21 protein-coding genes are annotated in these 19,081 nt (G+C 57.1%); 11 read left to right on the top strand and 10 right to left on the bottom strand.

What is annotated here, in order from left to right; all coding sequences use genetic code 11:
* Positions 1–85: 85 nt before the first annotated feature.
* The 3 genes from ACIQUB_RS29085 to ACIQUB_RS29075 all read left to right on the top strand — a co-directional run bounded on the left by ACIQUB_RS29085 (position 86) and on the right by ACIQUB_RS29075 (position 1,165).
* Positions 86–415 (top strand): hypothetical protein, encoded by a 330-nt coding sequence (locus ACIQUB_RS29085; RefSeq protein WP_402934793.1) that lies wholly within the window; start codon positions 86–88, stop codon positions 413–415.
* Positions 412–663 carry a hypothetical protein gene (locus tag ACIQUB_RS29080; RefSeq protein WP_402934791.1) on the top strand — a complete coding sequence of 84 codons (252 nt, stop codon included), beginning with the start codon at positions 412–414 and terminating at the stop codon, positions 661–663. Before ACIQUB_RS29085 ends, ACIQUB_RS29080 begins: the two co-directional genes overlap by 4 nt.
* Positions 664–946: 283 nt before the next feature.
* A complete protein-coding gene (locus ACIQUB_RS29075) occupies positions 947–1,165 on the top strand; it encodes a hypothetical protein (protein WP_018899412.1) in 219 nt (72 codons plus the stop codon).
* 876 nt (positions 1,166–2,041) lie between these two features.
* Here ACIQUB_RS29075 and ACIQUB_RS29070 read toward each other — a convergent pair.
* Positions 2,042–2,248: a hypothetical protein gene (locus ACIQUB_RS29070; protein WP_113237786.1), complete on the bottom strand. Its 207-nt coding sequence runs from the start codon at positions 2,246–2,248 to the stop codon at positions 2,042–2,044.
* Between the two features lie 221 nt (positions 2,249–2,469).
* On the opposite strand from ACIQUB_RS29070, the gene ACIQUB_RS29065 reads away from it, so the two are divergent.
* The 4 genes from ACIQUB_RS29065 to ACIQUB_RS29050 are packed head-to-tail and all read left to right on the top strand — an operon-like array spanning position 2,470 to position 4,752.
* Positions 2,470–3,378, top strand: a complete 909-nt coding sequence (locus tag ACIQUB_RS29065; RefSeq protein WP_402934786.1) for a Ku protein — start codon at positions 2,470–2,472, stop codon at positions 3,376–3,378.
* Between the two features lie 11 nt (positions 3,379–3,389).
* The gene (locus tag ACIQUB_RS29060) at positions 3,390–4,199 is read left to right on the top strand and encodes a Ku protein (protein WP_402934784.1); all 810 of its coding nucleotides are present in this window, start codon (positions 3,390–3,392) and stop codon (positions 4,197–4,199) included.
* Between the two features lie 31 nt (positions 4,200–4,230).
* Entirely contained in the window at positions 4,231–4,413 is a 183-nt protein-coding gene (locus tag ACIQUB_RS29055) for a hypothetical protein (RefSeq protein WP_402934781.1), read from the top strand.
* Between the two features lie 42 nt (positions 4,414–4,455).
* Positions 4,456–4,752 (top strand): DUF2934 domain-containing protein, encoded by a 297-nt coding sequence (locus ACIQUB_RS29050; protein ID WP_402934778.1) that lies wholly within the window; start codon positions 4,456–4,458, stop codon positions 4,750–4,752.
* A 686-nt stretch (positions 4,753–5,438) separates the two neighbouring features.
* On the opposite strand, the gene ACIQUB_RS29045 is transcribed toward ACIQUB_RS29050, so the two are convergent.
* Entirely contained in the window at positions 5,439–5,687 is a 249-nt protein-coding gene (locus ACIQUB_RS29045; protein ID WP_402934775.1) for a hypothetical protein, read from the bottom strand.
* A gap of 1,059 nt (positions 5,688–6,746) precedes the next feature.
* Here ACIQUB_RS29045 and ACIQUB_RS29040 point away from each other — a divergent pair.
* Positions 6,747–7,148 (top strand): DUF2177 family protein, encoded by a 402-nt coding sequence (locus ACIQUB_RS29040; RefSeq protein WP_402934772.1) that lies wholly within the window; start codon positions 6,747–6,749, stop codon positions 7,146–7,148.
* Between the two features lie 348 nt (positions 7,149–7,496).
* Here ACIQUB_RS29040 and ACIQUB_RS29035 read toward each other — a convergent pair whose 3' ends face one another.
* The 4 genes from ACIQUB_RS29035 to ACIQUB_RS29020 all read right to left on the bottom strand — a co-directional run bounded on the left by ACIQUB_RS29035 (position 7,497) and on the right by ACIQUB_RS29020 (position 12,424).
* Positions 7,497–9,305 carry a glycoside hydrolase family 15 protein gene (locus tag ACIQUB_RS29035; RefSeq protein WP_402934769.1) on the bottom strand — a complete coding sequence of 603 codons (1,809 nt, stop codon included), beginning with the start codon at positions 9,303–9,305 and terminating at the stop codon, positions 7,497–7,499.
* Complete coding sequence (locus ACIQUB_RS29030) at positions 9,305–10,204, bottom strand: SDR family oxidoreductase (RefSeq protein ID WP_402934766.1); 900 nt, start codon at positions 10,202–10,204, stop codon at positions 9,305–9,307. Before ACIQUB_RS29030 ends, ACIQUB_RS29035 begins: the two co-directional genes overlap by 1 nt.
* A 166-nt stretch (positions 10,205–10,370) precedes the next feature.
* Positions 10,371–11,228, bottom strand: a complete 858-nt coding sequence (locus tag ACIQUB_RS29025; protein ID WP_402934763.1) for an alpha/beta fold hydrolase — start codon at positions 11,226–11,228, stop codon at positions 10,371–10,373.
* A 719-nt stretch (positions 11,229–11,947) separates the two neighbouring features.
* The gene (locus ACIQUB_RS29020) at positions 11,948–12,424 is read right to left on the bottom strand and encodes a PRC-barrel domain-containing protein (protein WP_018899426.1); all 477 of its coding nucleotides are present in this window, start codon (positions 12,422–12,424) and stop codon (positions 11,948–11,950) included.
* Between the two features lie 513 nt (positions 12,425–12,937).
* Here ACIQUB_RS29020 and ACIQUB_RS29015 point away from each other — a divergent pair.
* Positions 12,938–13,915 carry a L,D-transpeptidase family protein gene (locus ACIQUB_RS29015; protein ID WP_402934911.1) on the top strand — a complete coding sequence of 326 codons (978 nt, stop codon included), beginning with the start codon at positions 12,938–12,940 and terminating at the stop codon, positions 13,913–13,915.
* Between the two features lie 128 nt (positions 13,916–14,043).
* On the opposite strand, the gene ACIQUB_RS29010 is transcribed toward ACIQUB_RS29015, so the two are convergent.
* Entirely contained in the window at positions 14,044–14,250 is a 207-nt protein-coding gene (locus ACIQUB_RS29010; RefSeq protein WP_018899428.1) for a hypothetical protein, read from the bottom strand.
* 9 nt (positions 14,251–14,259) lie between these two features.
* Positions 14,260–14,442 carry a hypothetical protein gene (locus ACIQUB_RS29005; RefSeq protein ID WP_402934759.1) on the bottom strand — a complete coding sequence of 61 codons (183 nt, stop codon included), beginning with the start codon at positions 14,440–14,442 and terminating at the stop codon, positions 14,260–14,262.
* Positions 14,443–14,640: 198 nt separating this feature from the next.
* On the opposite strand from ACIQUB_RS29005, the gene ACIQUB_RS29000 reads away from it, so the two are divergent.
* Positions 14,641–16,929, top strand: coding sequence for a cation:proton antiporter (locus tag ACIQUB_RS29000; protein ID WP_402934757.1), 2,289 nt, complete (start codon positions 14,641–14,643; stop codon positions 16,927–16,929).
* Between the two features lie 105 nt (positions 16,930–17,034).
* Here ACIQUB_RS29000 and ACIQUB_RS28995 read toward each other — a convergent pair whose 3' ends face one another.
* Positions 17,035–17,469 carry a YybH family protein gene (locus ACIQUB_RS28995; RefSeq protein WP_402934754.1) on the bottom strand — a complete coding sequence of 145 codons (435 nt, stop codon included), beginning with the start codon at positions 17,467–17,469 and terminating at the stop codon, positions 17,035–17,037.
* Between the two features lie 401 nt (positions 17,470–17,870).
* Between ACIQUB_RS28995 and ACIQUB_RS28990 the strand changes: the two genes are divergently transcribed.
* Entirely contained in the window at positions 17,871–18,215 is a 345-nt protein-coding gene (locus ACIQUB_RS28990) for a low affinity iron permease family protein (RefSeq protein WP_402934751.1), read from the top strand.
* A gap of 266 nt (positions 18,216–18,481) precedes the next feature.
* Here the strand turns inward: ACIQUB_RS28990 and ACIQUB_RS28985 are convergent, their stop codons facing one another.
* The gene (locus ACIQUB_RS28985) at positions 18,482–18,898 is read right to left on the bottom strand and encodes a low affinity iron permease family protein (RefSeq protein ID WP_018899434.1); all 417 of its coding nucleotides are present in this window, start codon (positions 18,896–18,898) and stop codon (positions 18,482–18,484) included.
* Between the last annotated feature and the right edge of the window lie 183 nt (positions 18,899–19,081).

Below are 19,081 nucleotides of genomic sequence, written 5' to 3'. Positions count from 1 at the left end.
CTTGAACACCGGAATTGGACGAACAATCTCATTCATCACCTCAAGATTTTCACACCATTGCTGAAGGTTTTCGGGAGACAAGACAATGACGATCGAAAGGAACGTATCGGGGAATTCATCCGGCCGTGACGCCATCTCCGCGGGACGAATTCTTCAAAGGCGGCAGCGCTATGACCACCCGCGCGACGTGCTCGCAACGGCGCTTCACCATGAGGAAAAGCGGGCGATCCTGGCCTCGTGGGCGTCTGACCTATTCGCTGTGGACTCGCATCCACACTTGAGGAAACCTCCGGGCTTCATTCGTCCCATTCGCTGCCAGGACATCCTCAACGCGCTGCGCAGTCTCGACGAAGGTGAAAACCGTGCGGGAGGTGAAACCCTCGGTAGCCGATCACAGCCGAGGAGAAGATCATGACCACGAGGAGCAAGGCGCTTGCCCTTGTCAATGACGTCGATGCATGCCGGGCTGGCGGGCAGATGATAGTCGCCTCGCGCTACGCCGAGTGCCTGCACCGGCTGGCAAGGCAAGCGAGTGATCTCAATCTTGAAAAGTTTGCAGATAGGTTGACCGATGTGGCTAACCTGATCGAGGGGATGGCGGGCGACACTGCCGTAGACGAGCGTGGCGGCATCGTGCTCAGGAGGGCTGATCGATACGGTTGAGGCGGCGGTGCGCAGAGCCGCACGGCGAGCGACGCTTCACTGAGTTCCTTCAAGTTCAGGGAGTGCAGAGGGTCAATCTGGCTTTCACCACGTTAGACGACCTTATCTGCCATCGAGGTGCGATGTCGATCCACGTGTCGGAAGACATCAGTTTCGTGAGAGCACCAACTTGGCCGATTGGAGCCGAGCGGTGACCGCAAAGATAATGCTGGAGTGAGCTTGAAAATCCTTAAGACCCGTCCATCTATGGCGTCGCATCCGCGCAGTGCTAAGGAACAACATCATGACATTTCAATTGAATAGGACATTTGGCTCCGAAGAGCTGAAGGTAATCGAGGCTGTGCTTGGTCGCTGGTGCGGCGAGCATCAGGTCGACCCGACCTCGGCCGACGGCGTCCTTGCTGGCGCGGTCCTTGTCAGTCTATTTCAGGCTGGCAACATCACGATCCCAGAGCTGGAAAAGGCGGCGCGGAAGCACAAATGGTTGTCTGAGTTTCGATGACGCGCGTGGGTCATCGGAGAAAACACATTGCGAGCAAAACCGTCGAGACGGCATCGAGACTACGATTTACGCTCCCGACAAAGTTACTGTTTGCCTCATGCAAATTGGCCGCGACATCGACCCTTGTTCTCCGGCTTTTGAGCCATTGCTCGCGGAGACATCCGGTGAAGCGGCTATTTCGATCCGCGCTCATTTCACGATAACGCCGAGGTTGCTCACACGACCGCCTGAACTGACTGGTCGAGCATGAACACACCCGTCAATAACGGTGAAGATTACCGTCCCACTGGTATTGCAACCCCGCGACGATCGAATTCGCGGGGTCCATAGCGTTGACAGTTCGCCCAGTTTTACCCGTTTGGCGTCATCGATCTGGCATCACGATGCTCTTGCTCGGCGATCGTGGCGTTCTGAGGATCCGTTTTCCTCAGGGTCAAGACGTGGCGCGCGACCATGAGAAGTAGAAGGACCATTGTCGTCAAGGTCACAGCGAGATAACCCATCATTAGCCACCACAGCATTTTATCTCCTTTCGTTCGGCGCTGCGGTAATTTGGTGCGGCGCCGACACGCGTCTATCGGACCAAGGTCCCATATCGGCCGAGGGGACCGCCTGCCGTTACATAAAAGGGCAATCGCAACGCGGCTGCGAACGGAGAGCTTGGTAATTCTCGGCACGCGCAGCTTCAGCCGCTTCGACCGCCTCAACTGAGAGCCAGCCTAGTTGATCGGGATGAGTTCAAGCCGACCTGCTTCCTCATGGCTGTTCACCCGACCAGCGCAGGTGGTTCCGTGAGGTAAATGGCCGCGCGACATTTTGATCAGTGATCCTCGGGGTAAGCCCGAGACCGCGTCCATCGTGGCTGCATGACGCCCGTCAAGACGCAGCCGGCCAGTCGTTTGCTGGTTCTTCCAGTACGTCGGGATCTTCGGCGGGATCAGGGTCGCGATCGTATAGTGATTTCATATTTTCGATCTCAGCTTCGATCATCGATAGCACCTCCGGCGCCTTTACGCCGGTCACGACGAACTCGTCGACCAACTGCTCCAGCTTGAGCCGCAATTTTCCAGCCAGTTCGTTCATGAAAATCCTCCTATTAACCACTATTCATGCTCTAACGTTGGAAGGAGCAAATGGATGCATCGCTGCCTGCCCGCCCCCCAGGCGCGCAGCCCTCGTACGTTTCAAGCTGAATCATCTTCTTCAAAAGCCGGGGTAACCCGTTGAAAATGATTCGCTTCGTGACGGAACGAATCACGCGCTCAGTGCTTGAGTCGGCAATCAGGTGATTCGGAGTATGCGTCATGGCAACTGGCCACCGTGCCCAGTGGAAGGGTTTCATCAAGTTTGGAGAGGTGTCATTCGGAGTGGGTCTCTACACGGCGGCCTCCACGTCCGACCGCATCACCTTCAATACGATCAACAAGGCCTCGGGAAACCGGGTTAATCGCGTCTTCATCGACAGCGAAACTGAGGAGACTGTTCCCAAGGAACACCAGACGAAGGGTTTCGAGATCGAAAATGGCCAATACATAGTCATTGACCCGGAAGAAGTGGCGGCGACCATTCCCGAAAGCAACAAGACGCTGGAAATCGAGGCCTTCATTGCCTGCTCCGACGTCGACGACATCTATTTCGACAAGCCCTACTACCTGACACCGGACAAGATGGGCGCAGAAGGCTTTGCGGCGCTGCGCGATGGGATGAAGAAGTCAAAGGTTGCAGGAATCGCCAGGACCATCCTGTTTCGACGGATGCGAACCGTCCTCATTCGCCCCCACGGACGCGGGCTGATCGCGACGACGATGAGTTACGATTACGAGGTCAGGTCGTCCAAGAGGGCTTTCGAGGATATGCCAAAAATAAAGGTCGAAGGCGAAATGCTCGACTTGGCAAGGCACATCATCGCCACCAAGAAGGGCACGTTCGATCCGGCGACATTCGAGGATCGCTATGAAACGGCTCTTGCTGAGCTTGTCAAAGCCAAGCTCGAGGGCAGATCGCTTCCCAAGACCAAAAAGGTCGAAATTTCAAAACCAAACGATCTGTTGGCCGCACTTCGCCAGAGCGCTGGCCTGACGAAGGCGACGGCAGACAAGCCCAAACGCACGGCCGCCAACGCCAATGCTGGCACGGGTCGTCAGCGTGCTGCCCGCGGATCGGCTTCCAATGCGGCTGCTGTGAAATCCGCTTCCCAGCGAAGGGCTAGTTGAGGACCTCAATCATGGCTCAGAAATACTATTGGAAAGGCTATCTGAAGCTTTCACTCGTCACCTGCCCGGTCGCCATGACGCCAGCGACGAGCGAGAGCGAAAAAGTTCGGTTCCATACCTTAAACAGGGAGACGGGCAACCGGGTTGTTTCGCAGTATGTCGATGCGGTAACTGGTAAACCGGTCAAGGACGAAAACGAGGCCAAGGGCTACGCCCGTGGCGAAAACGACTACGTCATCTTGACGGACGATGACCTAGATGCCGTTGCCCTTGATACGGTCAAAACCATCGATATCGAAAAGTTTGTGCCGACCGACAGTATCGAATGGATCTATCTGGAGAAGCCTCACTACCTGATGCCCAACGACGCCGTCGGGAACGAGGCCTTCGCCGTCATTCGTGACGCCATGAAGGCGGATAAGGTGCTCGGTGTTTCCAAACTGGTGATCGGTCGACGCGAGCGCGCCGTGGTGCTTGAGCCTCGCGACCAGGGTATTGTTCTATGGACGCTGCGCTTCGGTGACGAGGTTCGGCCAGAGGAAAACTATTTCGCAGACATCGACGAGGAAGCCGACCCCGACCTCGTGCCGCTGGTCCAGCAGCTGATCAGGAAGAAATCGGCCAAATGGTCGCCGGATATGGTAAGCGACCCCATCCAAGAAGCCTTGCTGAAGCTGATCGCCGAAAAGAAGAAGCTCCTGAAGCCCCGAAAGGCAACCAAAGGCAAGGCAAGCTCTGCGCCTGCGTCCAATGTCGTCAATATCATGGACGCGCTTCGAAAGAGCGTTAACGCTGAAATCAAGGGCCGGAAGGCCGGGTAGCCGCGATCGTGGCACAAGCATGGAGAAGACAATGGAACGCGACAAGAATTTCTCGGACCGGACCCCATCGCGCGAGCAAGAACCCGTGCCACAGGCTGGCGGGCATGATCGTCGATCCGAAGAGCGCAAACCGGCGGATGACGCCGAGGTCGATAAGGACACGAAAGAAGGAATGAAGGATGCGTCCGGCAAATTGCCTCGTGGCGATGTTTAGCCAGTTCCCGCGCGAATTTCGCCAAGCCGGAAAGGAGTGTTCATGGGACAGGACTTGCAAGAGCAAATCAGGACGCGCGCCTACCAGATTTGGATTGACGAAGGGCAGCCAGAGGGCGCGGACTTGCGGCACTGGCTTCAAGCCGCCGACGAGCTTGCCGGCGACGACACACACGAAACCCTTCAGGAACTCATCGACGAGGATGACCGCGAGGATGAGGCCAAGCGGCGCGATGCTCAAATCATCGGGACCACCACTCCATCCTCGTCACCTGTTGTGAATATCAGCACCGGGCGGGAGCCTGCCAAGACAACAATCCGGAAGACCGAGGGACCGTAACTGGTTTGAGACCTCGTCTTGGATGACTGCGGCTCCCATGAGCCGCAGAGGTCCCCAGTTATCCCGGTTTTCTTAGATCGAATATATCGCCTGAGGCAGGGCCAGATGGCTCAAGCCCAGCGAAAGGTCACCCAGTTCCTCGCCAGTCGTCGATCGATTTGCTGTCCGCGTCTCAGGGCACGAACGTCAAACGCTCGGTATAACGAAATCCCGTCTGGCGCGCCGGTGGCACTAACGTCTATGCCCGTCACGCTTGGTATCGAGTGGTTTCAGGAAGGTTCATTGTAGCTCACATGCGGGTGGCCGATCAGACTTTGGCAAAGCTCTGCTTTCAACCCTCGCGTCGTGCCGTGCCTTGCGGCATTTGGGACGCGGAGCTCACCTCAAGCGTCTGCATCGCGATCCGTTCCTGTCGTGATCTCGCTAAGAGTCCTTCCATTTCAACGACGCTTCCGTGCAAATTCCACCGGGTCTGACAAGCGCGTGGATGAGATCGCGCCGGACGGGTAGGGCGCTCGACTGCCGTTTCGTTGGCCACAGGAAGAAAACGGAAAAATCCCCATGTTCGCCATCTCCGTCGTGTCCGTTTGACACGGCCGCGATCTCGAGATGGTAAATGACCAGTGCTCGATGTCGTTCCGGAGAGCAACCGCTTTGTACATTATCGTACTTTGGGCGCCGATCCGTCAGTGGTACACCGATGAGGATGGCGCGGCGGCTTTGGTCGCAAGTGGCCCATTGAAATTCTGGATCAGAAAATCAGCTATCTGCCGCTCCCCAAATCCGTTTGAGTTTAGCACTATCGCAACCGCGCACAGCACGTCGGCTACCGCATGGTCAAACGGGACTTGGTAGACGCGGAAGCTCTTCACCACGGCATTCAACATGGCGGAACTGCCCGCGACGAGGCCGCCATCGTCGTCGTCGAACGACATCATTTTCCCTATCACTGCCCGGAACGAAGGCCCGAACAGAGAGGTAGCGGAAAAGTTCCGAGAGTTAGGGAGGCCGCACTTTGAAACCGTTGGAGAAGCGATATCAGATGCATCCGGGATCCGGAGAGGACGCAATGATTGATGGGTCCCTGCCCTGCTAGAATATTACAGCGTCAGATTCGACCACCGCCTCGTCCGGCTCCGCGGTGCTCATGGACTGCACAAGCGAGACCCGACGCTGCCCTTAGCACCTGGCAGGCACGTCGGCCTGCGAAAATTCAGCACTTTTGGCCGCCTCGGCGTCGTTTATGCGGTTTAGAAGACAGTCGAATGACGCAGGCTGGACGTCTTTAATCTCGTAGAGAGTTTGAAGTCGTCTACGCATTTCGGCATTGCCGAAAAGCACTTTGAAGGAGGTCTCTCTCGTTTGTTCCATTCCAATCTCGCCTCTTGGTCCCAGCAAACTCGCTCGACTACGAGTTGGTTCCGCTGTTGGACACGCATTCTTGTGGATAACAAGCGGGTGGCAATTCGACCCAGTGCATACGGGTCAACAACATTAGAGGGCGCTAACTTCACCTGCAGGTCGGGGGAAGATCGAGGACCTGAATGACGTTAACCAACTGGCCCGAAGGGCCGCTAGCGCTGTGGACGCGGGATCGAGTCCTGCGAGCATAGCGCGAACGAGACGGCTGCGGCATGGGTGGCATGCGAGCTCAATCGACTGCCAAGAGCTTCGTGGATTCGCTTTGAATTTCGTATTCGTGACGAAGACGAACTAGCTCGCGTCATCCGGGATCACATATCGCCTGAGCTACAGCGTGGAGATCATTGATCTGACATCCGCCTTTAAGCAAGCCGCCGATAGATGGCCTTGGCGAGCCAGGAGCTTGCGCATGATAAACCGGGAGACGGCCTGCGACAGACACGGCTATTGCCATCGTCCGCCGCGCCCCAATTTTTGTCGAGGCCTCAATCCACTCAGGTCAACGTGAATTGTCACAGGAACAACTCGGTCTCACCGTGGTTCCTCCTTCGCTCAACCCCAGGAGACTGCAAATGAAGACTTTCGGCATCGCCTACATCGCCACTCTTTTGTCTTTTCTCCTCATGGATGCGGTGTGGCTGGGCCTGGTTGCCAAAAGCTTCTATCGTCAGCAGGTTGGCGATCTCATGCTTCCCTCCCCCAGCCTTGGTGTTGCCGCCGCCTTCTACGTCGTCTTCGCGATTGCCATCGTGGTACTTGCTGTGCGGCCGGGGCTTGGTGCGAGTTCGGTATGGGTCGCGGTCGGATACGGGGCTGTCCTCGGACTTGCCGCATACGGCACCTACGATATGACAAACCTCTCGACGCTGAAGGGATGGCCCGTCAGCCTGAGCATCGTCGATATGATCTGGGGAACGGTCCTAACTAGCGTTGCAAGCGCCTGCGGGTACGCCGCCGCCAAGGCGATGACCTAGCTACGAGAAACGGAACACACCATCTACTCGGCATGTGCAAAAAAGAGAAAACGACGTCGAACACATCCGGGCACGGACGCTGGCCGCGTCCGCGACTTCAGGGTCCGCGCTGCGCGACAAGGGCGTGCTCCAGCAAATCCGGGCCATCCGAATTAGAATGTGGCATCGCTTTTCAACAAGCCCAAGACCTGGCGGTTAGTCCACCGTGAAGTCGCCCATTTATTTCGCCGGCATTTGACGTCGGATGCCTTTTGACGGCCTAATAGGACATTGGCTCGATCATGTCTCCTTGCAGACCATCTCTATTCGATACAGCGGAGCAGGTGCCTTGTGTCGAAGGATTGCGTCTTACACAGGCCTTGATATTCCGGCTGGCGATCGGTTTTCCTGGATCGAGAAGATCGCGTGAAGCAGGGCAAGATGGCTCAAGCCCTGGGGAAGGTTGCCCAACCCCTCACCGGTTGTGGGATCGATCTGCTCCGTAAGGATCCCGAAATTATTGCCAAGCTTTTCCAGGAGGGTTTTCAGCAATCCCTCGGCATGGTCCACTTTGCCCAAGAACGCGTAGGCCTCCACCAGCCAGCATGAACACGCCACGAACGCGCCCTCTTGCCTGTCGGCGTCGGAAAAGCGGTACACAAGGGGGCCAACGGAAAGGTCGCGCTCGATCGCGACAAGCGTCTTGGCAAGCCGTCCGTCATGCTCGAAGTCGAAACGAGTGGTGAGCAGAAGCGAGGCGTCAAGTTTTTCGGATCCTGCGTGGCATGTGTACGCCTGCAGTTTTTCTGACCAGCAATTCTCGTCTATCCAGGCCCTCACGCGCTCACTTTCGCGCTCCCACTTATCCGCGTCTCCGGCGATGTGACCGTCTCGAGCGAGTTGGGCCGCTTTTGAAAGCGCCAACCAGCACCCGATCTTGGAAAACGTGTAGTGCTGCTCGTCCTCCAGCTCCCAGATGCCGGAATCCCTCAATGTCCATCGCTCCATGCATTGATCCGCCAGCCTCGTCAGCAGCCTGGCGGCGTCGGGATCGATGACGTGCCCCATCCTGGCAAATAGCGATGCGGTCTCGAGGATGTCGCCATAGCAGCTAAGTTGTATCTGCTCCTTGGCCCGGTTGCCCGTCCTGACAGGGCGAGAGCCCCTGTAGCCAGGGACATCAATAATTTCCTCGTCAGGGACTTCCGCTCCAGTCAAGGTGTAGACGACCTGCGGGTGCGGGCCATCATTGGCAAGCGTCCGCACCAGCCAACCGAACGCGGCTATTGGTTCCTCGAGCGAGCCGGCGCGCAACAATGCCTTGATGGTATAGGCTGCGTCCCTGACCCAGGCGTAACGATAATCATAATTTTTTTCGCCGCCAATGCGTTCGGGCAGCCCCGAGGTAGCTGCCGCAGCAATCGCCCCCGTCTCCGAGAACACGAGGAACTTCAAAGACAGGGCGCATCGCCTGAGGTCATCGGCAAAAGGTCCGTCGTAGGTAAGCTGGTCCGCCCACCGACGCCACTCCCGGTCACTTAGATCGATACGGGCATCAATCTCCGACAAAGCGGGGATAGCCAGCGGTGCTCGATCGGACACGAGAAGGGCAACGCACGTCGCTTTTCCCGCGTGTGCCGTCCATCGGGCGACGGTGCGTTCATCCTCGTCCAAATCGATTTCGAGTTCCGGGTCGTGGCGGAACGTTGTTACGAGATCGCCAATATAGCGAATGTCGGCATTCGGATGGGTGACGCGGCGCGCTGGCCCGGCGGCACATATCGGTTCAAGATGGATATCGAAGTCGACATATCCGGACAGGCCTTCAATGCGACGCGCCAACTCGCACCAGGGCAGACGCCCTGCTACGCCGCTGTTCAGCGATTCCGTAACACGCGCCGAGCCGGTCCTCGTTATGAAGACGGTCTCCAACACATTGCTGTGTTTACGGTAGCGCCGTTCGATGCAGAAAGGCTCCCTTGGCGTGATCGAAAACCTGCCCCCCGACGCGTCATGCAGTCTGTTGAAGAGCGGCGGCGAGTCCATGTCGGGCGCGCACCACCAATCGATGGATCCGTCCGCTCCAACGAGCGCCACCGAGCGGCCGTCTCCAATCGCACCGTAGTGTTCCAGCGGGAGAAAGCCGTCCGATCGTCGAGGTGTCAGGGTCGTCAGCATCAGGGCAGCGTGTTGCCGCCCGTTACGCCGAACACCTCGCCGGTGATGTAGCTCGATTCCTGCGAGGCGAGGAAAACATAAATCGGCGCGCACTCGGCCGGCTGGCCGGGCCTCTTCATCGGGACTTCGCTCCCGAACTTTTCAATCACGTCCTGGGTCTGGCCACCCGACGTTTGAAGTGGCGTCCAGAAAGGCCCCGGGGCGACCACGTTGACCCGAATGCCCTTGGGCAAGACCTGCTTGGAGAGCGCCTTGGAAAACGCCACGATGGCGGACTTTGTCGGCGCGTAGTCAAGGAGAGTTTCCGACGGCTGATAGGCCTGGATCGACGCCGTGTTGACGATCGTCGCGCCAGTCGGCATCAACGGCAAGGCGGCCTTGCAAATCCAAAACAGCGCGTAGACGTTGGTCTTGAACGTCTCGTCGAATTGCTCGGTGGTCAAATCCTCGATGCTGTCGAGCGCTTTTTGACGTCCAGCGACGTTTGCTAACAGATCCAGGCCACCGAGTTCACGATGTGCCCTTGCGACCAGCTCACTGCAAAATGCCTCGCTTTTCAGATCACCAGGAATGGCCACGGCCTTTCTACCTTCGGCTTCGATCAGCTTGACGACATCGTCGGCGTCCGATTGCTCCTCGGGAAGGTAGTTGATCACAACGTCGGCCCCTTCGCGCGCGTAGGCGATGGCCGCGGCGCGACCGATGCCGGAATCGCCGCCCGTTATAAGTGCCTTACGGCCCGTCAAGCGACCGAGGCCTTTGTAGCTCCCCTCACCGTGGTCGGGGACGGGCTGCATCTTGTTGGCAAGGCCAGGAACGGGCTGCGGCTGCTTCGGGAAATCGGGTCGTGGATACTGAATGAGGGGATTTTGCATATCGAATTGATTGGCGGAAGCCATGAATGAACACCTTTCGCAATGGGACAGACCTAAAATTTACGTCGGCAAGGATGGTTCCGCTTTGCCCAAGCTATTCACGGACAGTCGTGAGTGGGCCCAACCTTGTTGTGGTCTCAGGGCCGCCAACACGAAAGTCACCCTTCAAGGACCGGACGCAGTTTTCGGCTCACCCTAGAAAACTGGCTATCGCCGCCGCCAACTCGGTGGGGTTTTCTTCCGCGACATGATGACCGCTGTCGATCCCAAAACCGTGAACGTCTGTCGCCCACCGTCGCCAGATTTCCAAGGGATCGCCGACCGTGTCGATCAAATCGTCCCGCGTCGACCAAAGACAAAGCAGGGGGGCGGTTATTTTTCGACCTGACGCCAAGGTCTCCATCTCATCTTGCCTGTCAACGGCAAGTCCGGCTCGGTAATCCTCGATCATGCCATGGACGACATGCGGGTCGGAGACCGCTGCAACGACGTCCAGGTAAGCCTCCTCGCCCATCAAATCCGGCGACAGCGCGTCGTACCAAGCCAGCGGGGCGGCGTTGATTGCCCTTTCAGGTTTTTCGGGTTGAGCGAAGAAGAACCAGTGATACCAGTCCCGAGCGAATTGCCAGTCGGTCCGCTCCAGGTGCTCGATAATCGGCACGCCATCGATGACCACGACGTTTTCAACGGCATCCCGATGGTCCATTGCGAGCCGGAACGCAACATAGCTACCGCGGTCATGGCCGACGGCGGAGAAGCGTTCATGCCCCAAGCTACGCATCAACGCCACGCAATCATCCGCCTTGGCCCGCTTTGATGAATTAACGTGGCCCTTCGCATCCTCGGGCAAGAACGATCGTCCGAAGCCTCGAAGGTCTGGGCAAACAACCGTAAATTCTGGCGCAAGTAAATCTGCGACCTGACCCCACGTCATGTGCGTGCGAGGATGGCCATGGAGCAAAAGGATAGCTGGCCCCGAGCCGCCATGGCGAACCCTTAGCTTGCCGGGACCGACATCGATAAAGTCCAGCGCAAACCCCTCGAACACCCAACTTCCTCCAATGTGTCAATTGAAAGAGAACAACCGCCAGATCCGCGCTTCGAGGTCGCCGGACAACGCAAGGGCCGAGACCTCTGAGCTGTCCCTCGCGCTGCGGATCAGTCCACCATCAATCTTCCATCAATCTTCGCGGGCGGGCGCGTCGGACGCTAGCGTTGCTCGCGCCAGGGCCTCCCGCGCCGCTCGAAGCTTTTCGGTCTTCCTTCGGCGAGCCGCAATCTCGGCCTCGATTGCCGCCATCGCAGTCTCGTGAGTGGCTTGGAGTTGTTCACGGCGCTCCTGATTGGTGAATGACTTCCTAGAGCGGTGATTGGTGTCTTTATCATCAGTCATCCACGCTAAATTGTAAGGTTCTCCACGTTCGACAAGGAATTGGTCTGGGACCGTACAAAGGCGATCGAGGACGTCATCATTGGCAATCGATAGAATTCGAGATCGGCGGATATTACGTTGGCCGGACCATCGTCTCGGTTCTAAGTCACAAGTGCGATACCATGGGACTTTGCCGGACCCAGCGAGCGGAATGGCGCGCCGGATGCCCGCGAGCATCCCGCCGGGTCTATAACGGTTACCCGCAGGCGAGCCGGAAGAGCTTTAGCTCAACCTTCGCGCTGCTTCATGCCGTCAATAAAAAAGGCCGGGCGAAACTCGCACCGACCTTTCCTGTCTGCATGGCGCCGGTACATCCGCGGTCGCCAGCAAAATGATTACTTCTTGAACTTGTCGTAATCGAGCTTTGGCGCCTTGGAGAGTGCGTCCTTCGTGGTATCGACATAGGCCTTCCAAGTGCCGTTGTCGTCATTGAGCGCTACCGACGCCGGATCGAGGACAACATAGCTGGTGCCTACACCCAAAAAGCCACCGACGCTGGCGACGATACCGATGACAGACTTGCCGCCACCGATGACAACATCGGAAATCTCGCCGATGGACTCGTCTGCCTTGTTGTAGATGTTGACGCCAACAAGTTTCGAGGTGACGAGATCGGTGTCCTTGATCTCGACATACTTCAGCGGCATCGTCGCTGCCTTGCCCATCGTCATGCCAGGACCGGCCATCATGGCGTCAGAGCCAGCAGCTGCCGTTGCAGGAGCTGCAGGGGTTGCAGGGGCAGCCGGCTGCTGAGCAAACGCAGCGCCAGACATAGCGGCAAGTGATACGGCGGCGATGACAAAATTCTTCATAAAGATTCCTCTTATTGCATGTCCACGTTTATCCGTGGCAACCATAAACGATGCTGTGGATGAAAGGTTCCATGCAAAGCTCTGAAAATACGATCGATTCTTATTGGCTAATGCTCGTGCCTGGAACGTGAATGCCGACCTCAAACGAAAACGCCCTCAAGTCAGGGGCGCCACTCCGAATTAAGCAAATCGTCTTGCTCGACATATTGGCTAGGCGCGCGTAGTCGCGGACATGCGCCTCGGCGGCTGGCTTAGAAGGTGCTTACGATCGAGAACGTACTCTCCGTTCGTCACACTGACGACTTACTGTCGGGTATTCCAGCGACATGGTGCTCGAGGCCGTCGATGGATGCCAAAGATCACGCCGCCTGAGGTTCTGATGCGGTCGTGGACACGATATTGTCTTGGGCCGGACTCGAAACAACTGCTGACAAGAGATCGGCCTCGGCATGATGACAAAGCCACGCATCAAGCGTGCGGGGAACAAAACAGCAAGCTCACGCTTCTACTGGCATGAAAAAACTCGTTGCACTCAGCGCCTTGGCCGTCCTTCCCTTCTTCCATAGCGCTATTGCGCAGGACCTGACACCTGACATAATCAATAGCGCGGACGTCAGTATCCTGACGACCGCTCGTCCGACACAGCCAAAGCCACTACCAGACCCTGCAATCATTCGACTGCAGGTTCTTCTTGACACGGCAGGCGTGTCGCCCGGTGTCATCGATGGTCTAGACGGCGCCAATCTGAACAAAGCAATCGCAGCCTTCGAGGCCATGCAAGGACTGCCGGTCGACGGCAAGCTCGATCAAGAGGTCGCCAAGCGTGTGGCCGACGGCCAGCAGGTCATCGGCCCATACAAGGTCGAGCCGGACGATGTCGCAGATCTTGTAGAGGCCATCCCTGAGGACTATGCGCTTCAAGCTGAAATGAAAAACCTCAATTACACCAGCGTCCAGGAGAAGCTATCGGAGCGGTTTCATATGGATATCGATCTGCTTCGCACGCTGAACCCAGGATCGAAATTCGCACCAGGTGACACAATTGCTGTCGCCATCGTCGGTGCACCGCGCACGGGAGCGGTGAAGCGAATTGAAGCACGCCGCGATGCTGGCGAGGTCATAGCGTTTGCCGAGGACGGTTCGATCATTGCCGCTTATCCGGCGACGATCGGCAGCCAAGACAACCCCTCGCCTGAGGGCCGCCACAAGATCAATGGTGTCGCCCGCAACCCCAAGTATGAATACAATCCGAAAGTCAATTTTCAGCAAGGCAAGAACAAAAAGAGGCTCACGCTTCCGAGCGGACCGAACAACCCTGTCGGCAGCGTCTGGATCGATCTGTCAGAGCCGACCTATGGCATTCATGGAACCCCAGAACCGAGCAAGATCGACAAGTCCGGATCACATGGTTGCGTCAGGTTGACCAACTGGGACGTCGAGGAACTGGCAAGCATGGTCAAGCCGGGCGTCGAGGTCGACTTCGTGAAGTAATCGCGGTTGATAGAGGGCTGCGCGTTTCTGCGCTGGGAACAAGACAGGCGTCTTACGCGGTAAGCAGCTTGCGATCTTTCAGCCCGTGAAGGGTCTCACCGCTAACGTATGCAGCATAACCGGGAGGCTCACAAGGGAGCATTGTCATTGAACGGAAGTCCCCGGCTTCGCCAAGTGTCTCGCAAGATGTCCTCAAGATCTTCGACGCTGAACTCGTCGAACTTCGCCCAAAGCTGGACTGCGAGCGACTTGAGGTCCGATACGGTCTCAGGCTCGGCTTCTGCTGCAGCGGCCAAAAATTCGACCTGCTGGCGGAGCTCATCTTGTTCGATCATACGAGTTCCTCAAAGGGCCGCGCCGGTGACTGGATTGACGATTGGACGCTCACTTTCATCCTTGCTGCCTGCCGGCTGCACCGTCGTCGGTGCCAAAGATTCGTTGTCAGCGTTTTCAGGCTCTGCTGGGACAGGGTTGACGTCGTTGGGCCGGCGCTGCTCCGGTGTGGCGTTGCTATCATTGGTACCCATGCTTTCCTCTCTATCGCAGGAATGTAATCATCTAGCCACGCTGGCTGGCGCGCTATGTTTCACCGCATGGCTGACGCAACTGTAACCCGTAACAGAGCTGAGTGGTTCCACCGCCGAGCTTTGTGAAGAGATCGACGAAGCTTAAGGGAACTATTCGTCGGGCCTCTCGTTCCTATCCGCCTCAATCAGGTCCCCTACATGACGAAACGTCGCATATCGCCTACATCGTTGGCAGCTTCTCTAATCTTAACGTCTATTCTGTTCGCCACACCCGTCCTGGCGGCGGGCGAGCATAAGGTTGCCGAACCCTCAGAAGCGCTGTTCCTTCTTCAAATTGTCGTTCTTGTCGTCTCAGGTCGCCTCCTGGGAGAATTGATGGTGCGGATCGGACAGCCGTCGATTATGGGGCAGATCATTGCAGGCGTGTTGCTTGGCCCTTCTCTTTTTGGCTTGGCCTTGCCTGACCTACAAGCCCAGCTTTTTCCGTCGGACGCAGCGCAAAAGAGCATGACCAACGCAGTGGGTCAGCTCGGAATCCTCTTCCTTCTGCTTCTGGCGGGTATGGAGACTGATCTGGCACTGGCTCGCAAACTTCGAAAGTCGGCAACGGGCGTCTCGTTGACCGGGATCGCTGTTCCTTTTGCCGCTGGGTTCGCACTCGGCGAGCTTATGCCCGCAGATTTTCTACCCGACCCAGACAAGAGGCTCGTCGCGTCGCTTTTTCTCGGCACGGCGCTGTCGATCTCATCCGTGAAGATTGTTGCTTCAGTGGTACGCGAGATGGATTTCATGAGGCGCAACATCGGACAATTGATCGTCGCCTCCGCCATCATCGACGATACCCTCGGATGGATCATCATTGCTATCACCTTCAGCCTTGCGAAAACAGGAACCGTCGATCCCCTGACGCTGATGAAAAGCGTTGTTGGCACATTGGCGTTCATGGCATTCAGCTTCACCATCGGTCGCCGCATCGTTTTTGAGATCATTCGCTGGACCAACGACAACTTCAAAAGCGACCTGCCTGTATTGAGCGCGATCATCGCCATCATGGGGGGCATGGCGATGATTACCAACGCAATCGGGGTCCACACCGTCCTTGGAGCATTCGTGGCCGGCATACTCGTTGGTGAATCGCCCATCCTCACAAGGCAGATCGATGTCCAGTTGCGCGGTCTGACGACCGCTCTCTTCATGCCGGTATTCTTCGGGCTGACTGGTTTACAGACCGATCTGACCACTCTCGCAGACCCAAAAATTCTCGCATTGACGGTGGCGGTCGTGCTCATCGCCTCGATTGGCAAATTCGGCGGCGCGTTTGCAGCAGCCAGGACAAGTGGGCTTTCGAACTCCGAGGCCCTGGCGCTGGGATGCGGGATGAACGCTCGCGGTTCCACAGAGGTCATCGTTGCGACGATCGGCCTTTCCGTCGGAGTATTAAACGAACAGCTATTTTCCGTGATCGTCGCGATGGCGGTCGTGACGACCATGGCAATGCCACCGACCTTGCGATGGGCACTGGCAAGGCTTCCCCTAAGAGAGGAAGAGAAAGACCGCCTCGAGCGCGAGGACTTCGAAAAAGACAGCTTCCTGAACCAGTTCGAGAGAGCTGTTCTTGTCGTGGATGGGTCATCCAATAGTAAGCTTGCGGCTCGGCTCTTGGCACTCCTGGCTGCAGCGAGGAACATGCCGGTAACGACGCTGAATGTCTCCTCTGTGGAGCGAGATCAGCCTGAGCGCGGAGATAGCGTGGCTACGGACACAAGGAGCGATGGCAACATTGTCGATGTGCTCGAGAGACACGCGGCTCAAACGTCTGTGGCGGCGGATCGGGAGCCAGGCATTCACGTGACAGAATTCGACATGGGCGGTGAATTAGAAAGTGCACTCAAAGACATTTCGAAATCGGGCCACGATCTGCTATTTGCGGGCATTGAGCCCGTAATACAGCAGGACGGCAGCTACCACCCAACGATCGAGACAACCTCGCTTGAATTTCCAGGTACGACGGCGATTGTTTCCTCACGCGGCCATATGCCTGACGAAGGCACCGCTCTTCGCATCCTGGTGGCCGTCAGCGGCACCGAGCGGTCGGCGCGTGCTGCAGAATTTGCTTTTGCGCTCGCCAAGGCAAGTGATGGGCACTGTGCAATGACGTTTATCGAGGAGCGCCCTCAATCGGTGGGGATCTCGCGGGTCACCGACAGGGGGACGAGCAAGAGCAATCCGTTCACTCAGCTCGACGCCATTGCCGCTTACTACGACGTCAAACCCGAAAAGCTCGTGCGTCAGGGATCTTCGGAAGAGCTGGATATTCTCCGCCTTGCGCGCAGCGGCAATTATAATCTTATTGTGCTTGGAGTGAGCCGCAGGGCTGGAGAACGGCTCTCCTACGGCCAAGTTGCTGACAACGTAATGGAGACCTCAGATCGCTCGGTCCTGTTGATCGAGACGGAGTTTGCCAAGTCGAAATCAACCGCAGTCTGAGCGTGGCTGCATAATGATCTGGTGTCCACGATCCTCCTAAACGAGGCGGGGCGAGATCGCTGCTTCGAGGCCGCGCCCCTCCAACGATCGCCGGCCGCCTATTCGCTAAGGCCTCAAGTTCAGCATCGCCTTTTCACTGCCATCCATTGCGAATGGAACGGAAGCGTGCTGGTGCGCGACCTGCCATCGCCCTTCGAGCTTCACCAGACCCAGGGTTTGACGGAACCACAAATCCACGATTGTACCGTCGGTCTTTGTTCCCGTCATGTTGACGAGGCCGCTCCAGAAGGCCACGTCCGTGCCTATGGTGAGCTTGACGTCCTGGACATCGCCGCCAATCGCGCCCTCCCAGCTATCGAACCAGGCCTGAAGTCCTGCCTCGTGCTTGCCATGATAAACAAGCGGTGGCGCAAGAGAAAATTCCACGCAATCGTCTGTATGGAAGGACAAAGCATCCTTGGCATCCTTCTCGCCAATTGCTTTCGCCCGCATCATAATCATCGCTATGATGGCCTCTTCCTCAATGTCACGCTGGGTCATTGTAATCGCCTTTTCTTGAAAATGGGATCAAAGGACGAATGAGGTTACCCGATGCCGACAGCGATCGCCGTTTAACCGCGGCGTGTGCCGCCCTCGCGCGCATAAATGGCTTTCGTGCGTAGATGCGTTTCAGCATGTCCTCCCGGAAGAGGAAGGATGGTGGTTGCCTGCCCTGCGTGTCATGAAGGCGATCAACTGGAAATATCCGGCTCAAGCGCGAGCGCAGTGACAGCGTGACGAATATCCTCATTTTCTGTAAAGTTCGGCTACGATCTTCTTATGCGAGTTGCCCCACCTTTCGTCTTGCCCTCGCATGTCAGCCCGAAGACTGCCACGTTCTCTTGGATCGACCAAATGCTTTAGGCGTCGGAACCCTTCCATTCTAAAACCATTTTATCAGCATGAAGGTCGGAGCCGCATTCCTTAGACTGTCGGAGACCGCCGTTTGGTTGGCGGGACATCGGCTTGTTCTGGCGGGCGCCGCCGCACTCGTCATCGTCTGGTGCGCAGTCGGAACTGCACTCGGCCTGCCAAGGGAGTGGCATCTGATCTCGTCAATGACCGGCACGCTCGTGACGCTCTTCCTGCTTCTCATCATGCAGCACAGCCAGAACCGGGACATGGCGGCACTTCAGGTCAAGGTCGATGAACTTATTCGGTCCAGCCCGGCAAGAAACCATATGATTGGGGTCGAGCGCCTCGAGGCTGAAGAACTCGCGCGACTGGCGGACAATAAAAGTTTCTGAGGGGCATAGCGTTGAGACCTCAAGCGCCATCGAACCTTATCACGTCTGACATCGTTGCCGACGACCCATGCTCAAGGAAATAACTATAGAAGCTCTACTCGACGCGCTTGCACAGAAGACAGGGTTCGTCCCTCAACTGCATGAGCTTGATGCGATCCAGGCGCTCAGAGAAGCAGCAGTAACGAGATCCGTTTATCGGCTCGTTTGCGAAGGACGGATTAGCGCAGAAGGCAGCGCATTTAAAGGCCGTCGATGGCTTCCCTGGGTCAGGCAGGCTTGCGCTCCCGCTCTTCGGCCTTCTCCTCCGCGACTTCCTCGACACATTCGGCCTTTTCCGCCAGCGTTTTGCTCAGCTCGCGAAGCTCCTGCTCTTCTAGCTTTTCGATTCCGACGAACTTGTTCTGGGCCTGCGAACTCAGGATCAGTTCGTCAAGCTTCGCCTGCAGCGCTTTGCCATCACGGTTCTGCGAATTCTGAAGGACGAAAACCATCAGGAACGTGATGATCGTCGTGCTTGTGTTGATCACCAGCTGCCAGTTTTCGCTATAATCGAAGACAGGGCCCGACGCCGCCCAAGCGACGACGAGCGCGACCGCGAGTACGAACGTTGCAGGCTTTCCGGAAAGATCCGCAACAGTGGTAGCAAACTTCGAAAAACCTCTGGATAAGACGTTATGGCTCATTGAACCCTCATTGTTGCCCAGCGAATGAAAACGCGATCTCGGGCGCTGCGGTTCCTGGCATGGGACTTCAGTCTGAGGGCGCATAGGTACAGAGCTCGGGTTGTCTGTACGCTTTGATACCGATCAAGGGCGGTATTCGCTTGACCGTGAAGCAAAGAACAACACGTTTCGGCAAGGGCACCT

The organism is Rhizobium sp. NPDC090275 (assembly GCF_044772225.1).
In the GTDB taxonomy this organism is placed as follows: domain Bacteria; phylum Pseudomonadota; class Alphaproteobacteria; order Rhizobiales; family Rhizobiaceae; genus Rhizobium.
This window is presented reverse-complemented; position numbering and strand designations above follow the sequence as displayed.

Excerpts from the sequence above, each read along its gene's own strand:
- ACIQUB_RS29000 (WP_402934757.1), top strand. The coding sequence starts at position 14,641 with ATGACGAAACGTCGCATATCGCCTACATCGTTGGCAGCTTCTCTAATC.
- ACIQUB_RS29075 (WP_018899412.1), top strand. The coding sequence starts at position 947 with ATGACATTTCAATTGAATAGGACATTTGGCTCCGAAGAGCTGAAGGTA.
- ACIQUB_RS28990 (WP_402934751.1), top strand. The coding sequence starts at position 17,871 with ATGAAGGTCGGAGCCGCATTCCTTAGACTGTCGGAGACCGCCGTTTGG.
- ACIQUB_RS29070 (WP_113237786.1), bottom strand. The coding sequence starts at position 2,248 with ATGAACGAACTGGCTGGAAAATTGCGGCTCAAGCTGGAGCAGTTGGTC.
- ACIQUB_RS29050 (WP_402934778.1), top strand. The coding sequence starts at position 4,456 with ATGGGACAGGACTTGCAAGAGCAAATCAGGACGCGCGCCTACCAGATT.
- ACIQUB_RS29010 (WP_018899428.1), bottom strand. The coding sequence starts at position 14,250 with ATGATCGAACAAGATGAGCTCCGCCAGCAGGTCGAATTTTTGGCCGCT.
- ACIQUB_RS29085 (WP_402934793.1), top strand. The coding sequence starts at position 86 with ATGACGATCGAAAGGAACGTATCGGGGAATTCATCCGGCCGTGACGCC.
- ACIQUB_RS29020 (WP_018899426.1), bottom strand. The coding sequence starts at position 12,424 with ATGAAGAATTTTGTCATCGCCGCCGTATCACTTGCCGCTATGTCTGGC.
- ACIQUB_RS29055 (WP_402934781.1), top strand. The coding sequence starts at position 4,231 with ATGGAACGCGACAAGAATTTCTCGGACCGGACCCCATCGCGCGAGCAA.
- ACIQUB_RS29035 (WP_402934769.1), bottom strand. The coding sequence starts at position 9,305 with ATGCTGACGACCCTGACACCTCGACGATCGGACGGCTTTCTCCCGCTG.
- ACIQUB_RS29040 (WP_402934772.1), top strand. The coding sequence starts at position 6,747 with ATGAAGACTTTCGGCATCGCCTACATCGCCACTCTTTTGTCTTTTCTC.
- ACIQUB_RS28985 (WP_018899434.1), bottom strand. The coding sequence starts at position 18,898 with ATGAGCCATAACGTCTTATCCAGAGGTTTTTCGAAGTTTGCTACCACT.
- ACIQUB_RS29005 (WP_402934759.1), bottom strand. The coding sequence starts at position 14,442 with ATGGGTACCAATGATAGCAACGCCACACCGGAGCAGCGCCGGCCCAAC.
- ACIQUB_RS28995 (WP_402934754.1), bottom strand. The coding sequence starts at position 17,469 with ATGACCCAGCGTGACATTGAGGAAGAGGCCATCATAGCGATGATTATG.
- ACIQUB_RS29030 (WP_402934766.1), bottom strand. The coding sequence starts at position 10,204 with ATGGCTTCCGCCAATCAATTCGATATGCAAAATCCCCTCATTCAGTAT.
- ACIQUB_RS29080 (WP_402934791.1), top strand. The coding sequence starts at position 412 with ATGACCACGAGGAGCAAGGCGCTTGCCCTTGTCAATGACGTCGATGCA.
- ACIQUB_RS29065 (WP_402934786.1), top strand. The coding sequence starts at position 2,470 with ATGGCAACTGGCCACCGTGCCCAGTGGAAGGGTTTCATCAAGTTTGGA.
- ACIQUB_RS29015 (WP_402934911.1), top strand. The coding sequence starts at position 12,938 with ATGAAAAAACTCGTTGCACTCAGCGCCTTGGCCGTCCTTCCCTTCTTC.
- ACIQUB_RS29060 (WP_402934784.1), top strand. The coding sequence starts at position 3,390 with ATGGCTCAGAAATACTATTGGAAAGGCTATCTGAAGCTTTCACTCGTC.
- ACIQUB_RS29045 (WP_402934775.1), bottom strand. The coding sequence starts at position 5,687 with ATGTCGTTCGACGACGACGATGGCGGCCTCGTCGCGGGCAGTTCCGCC.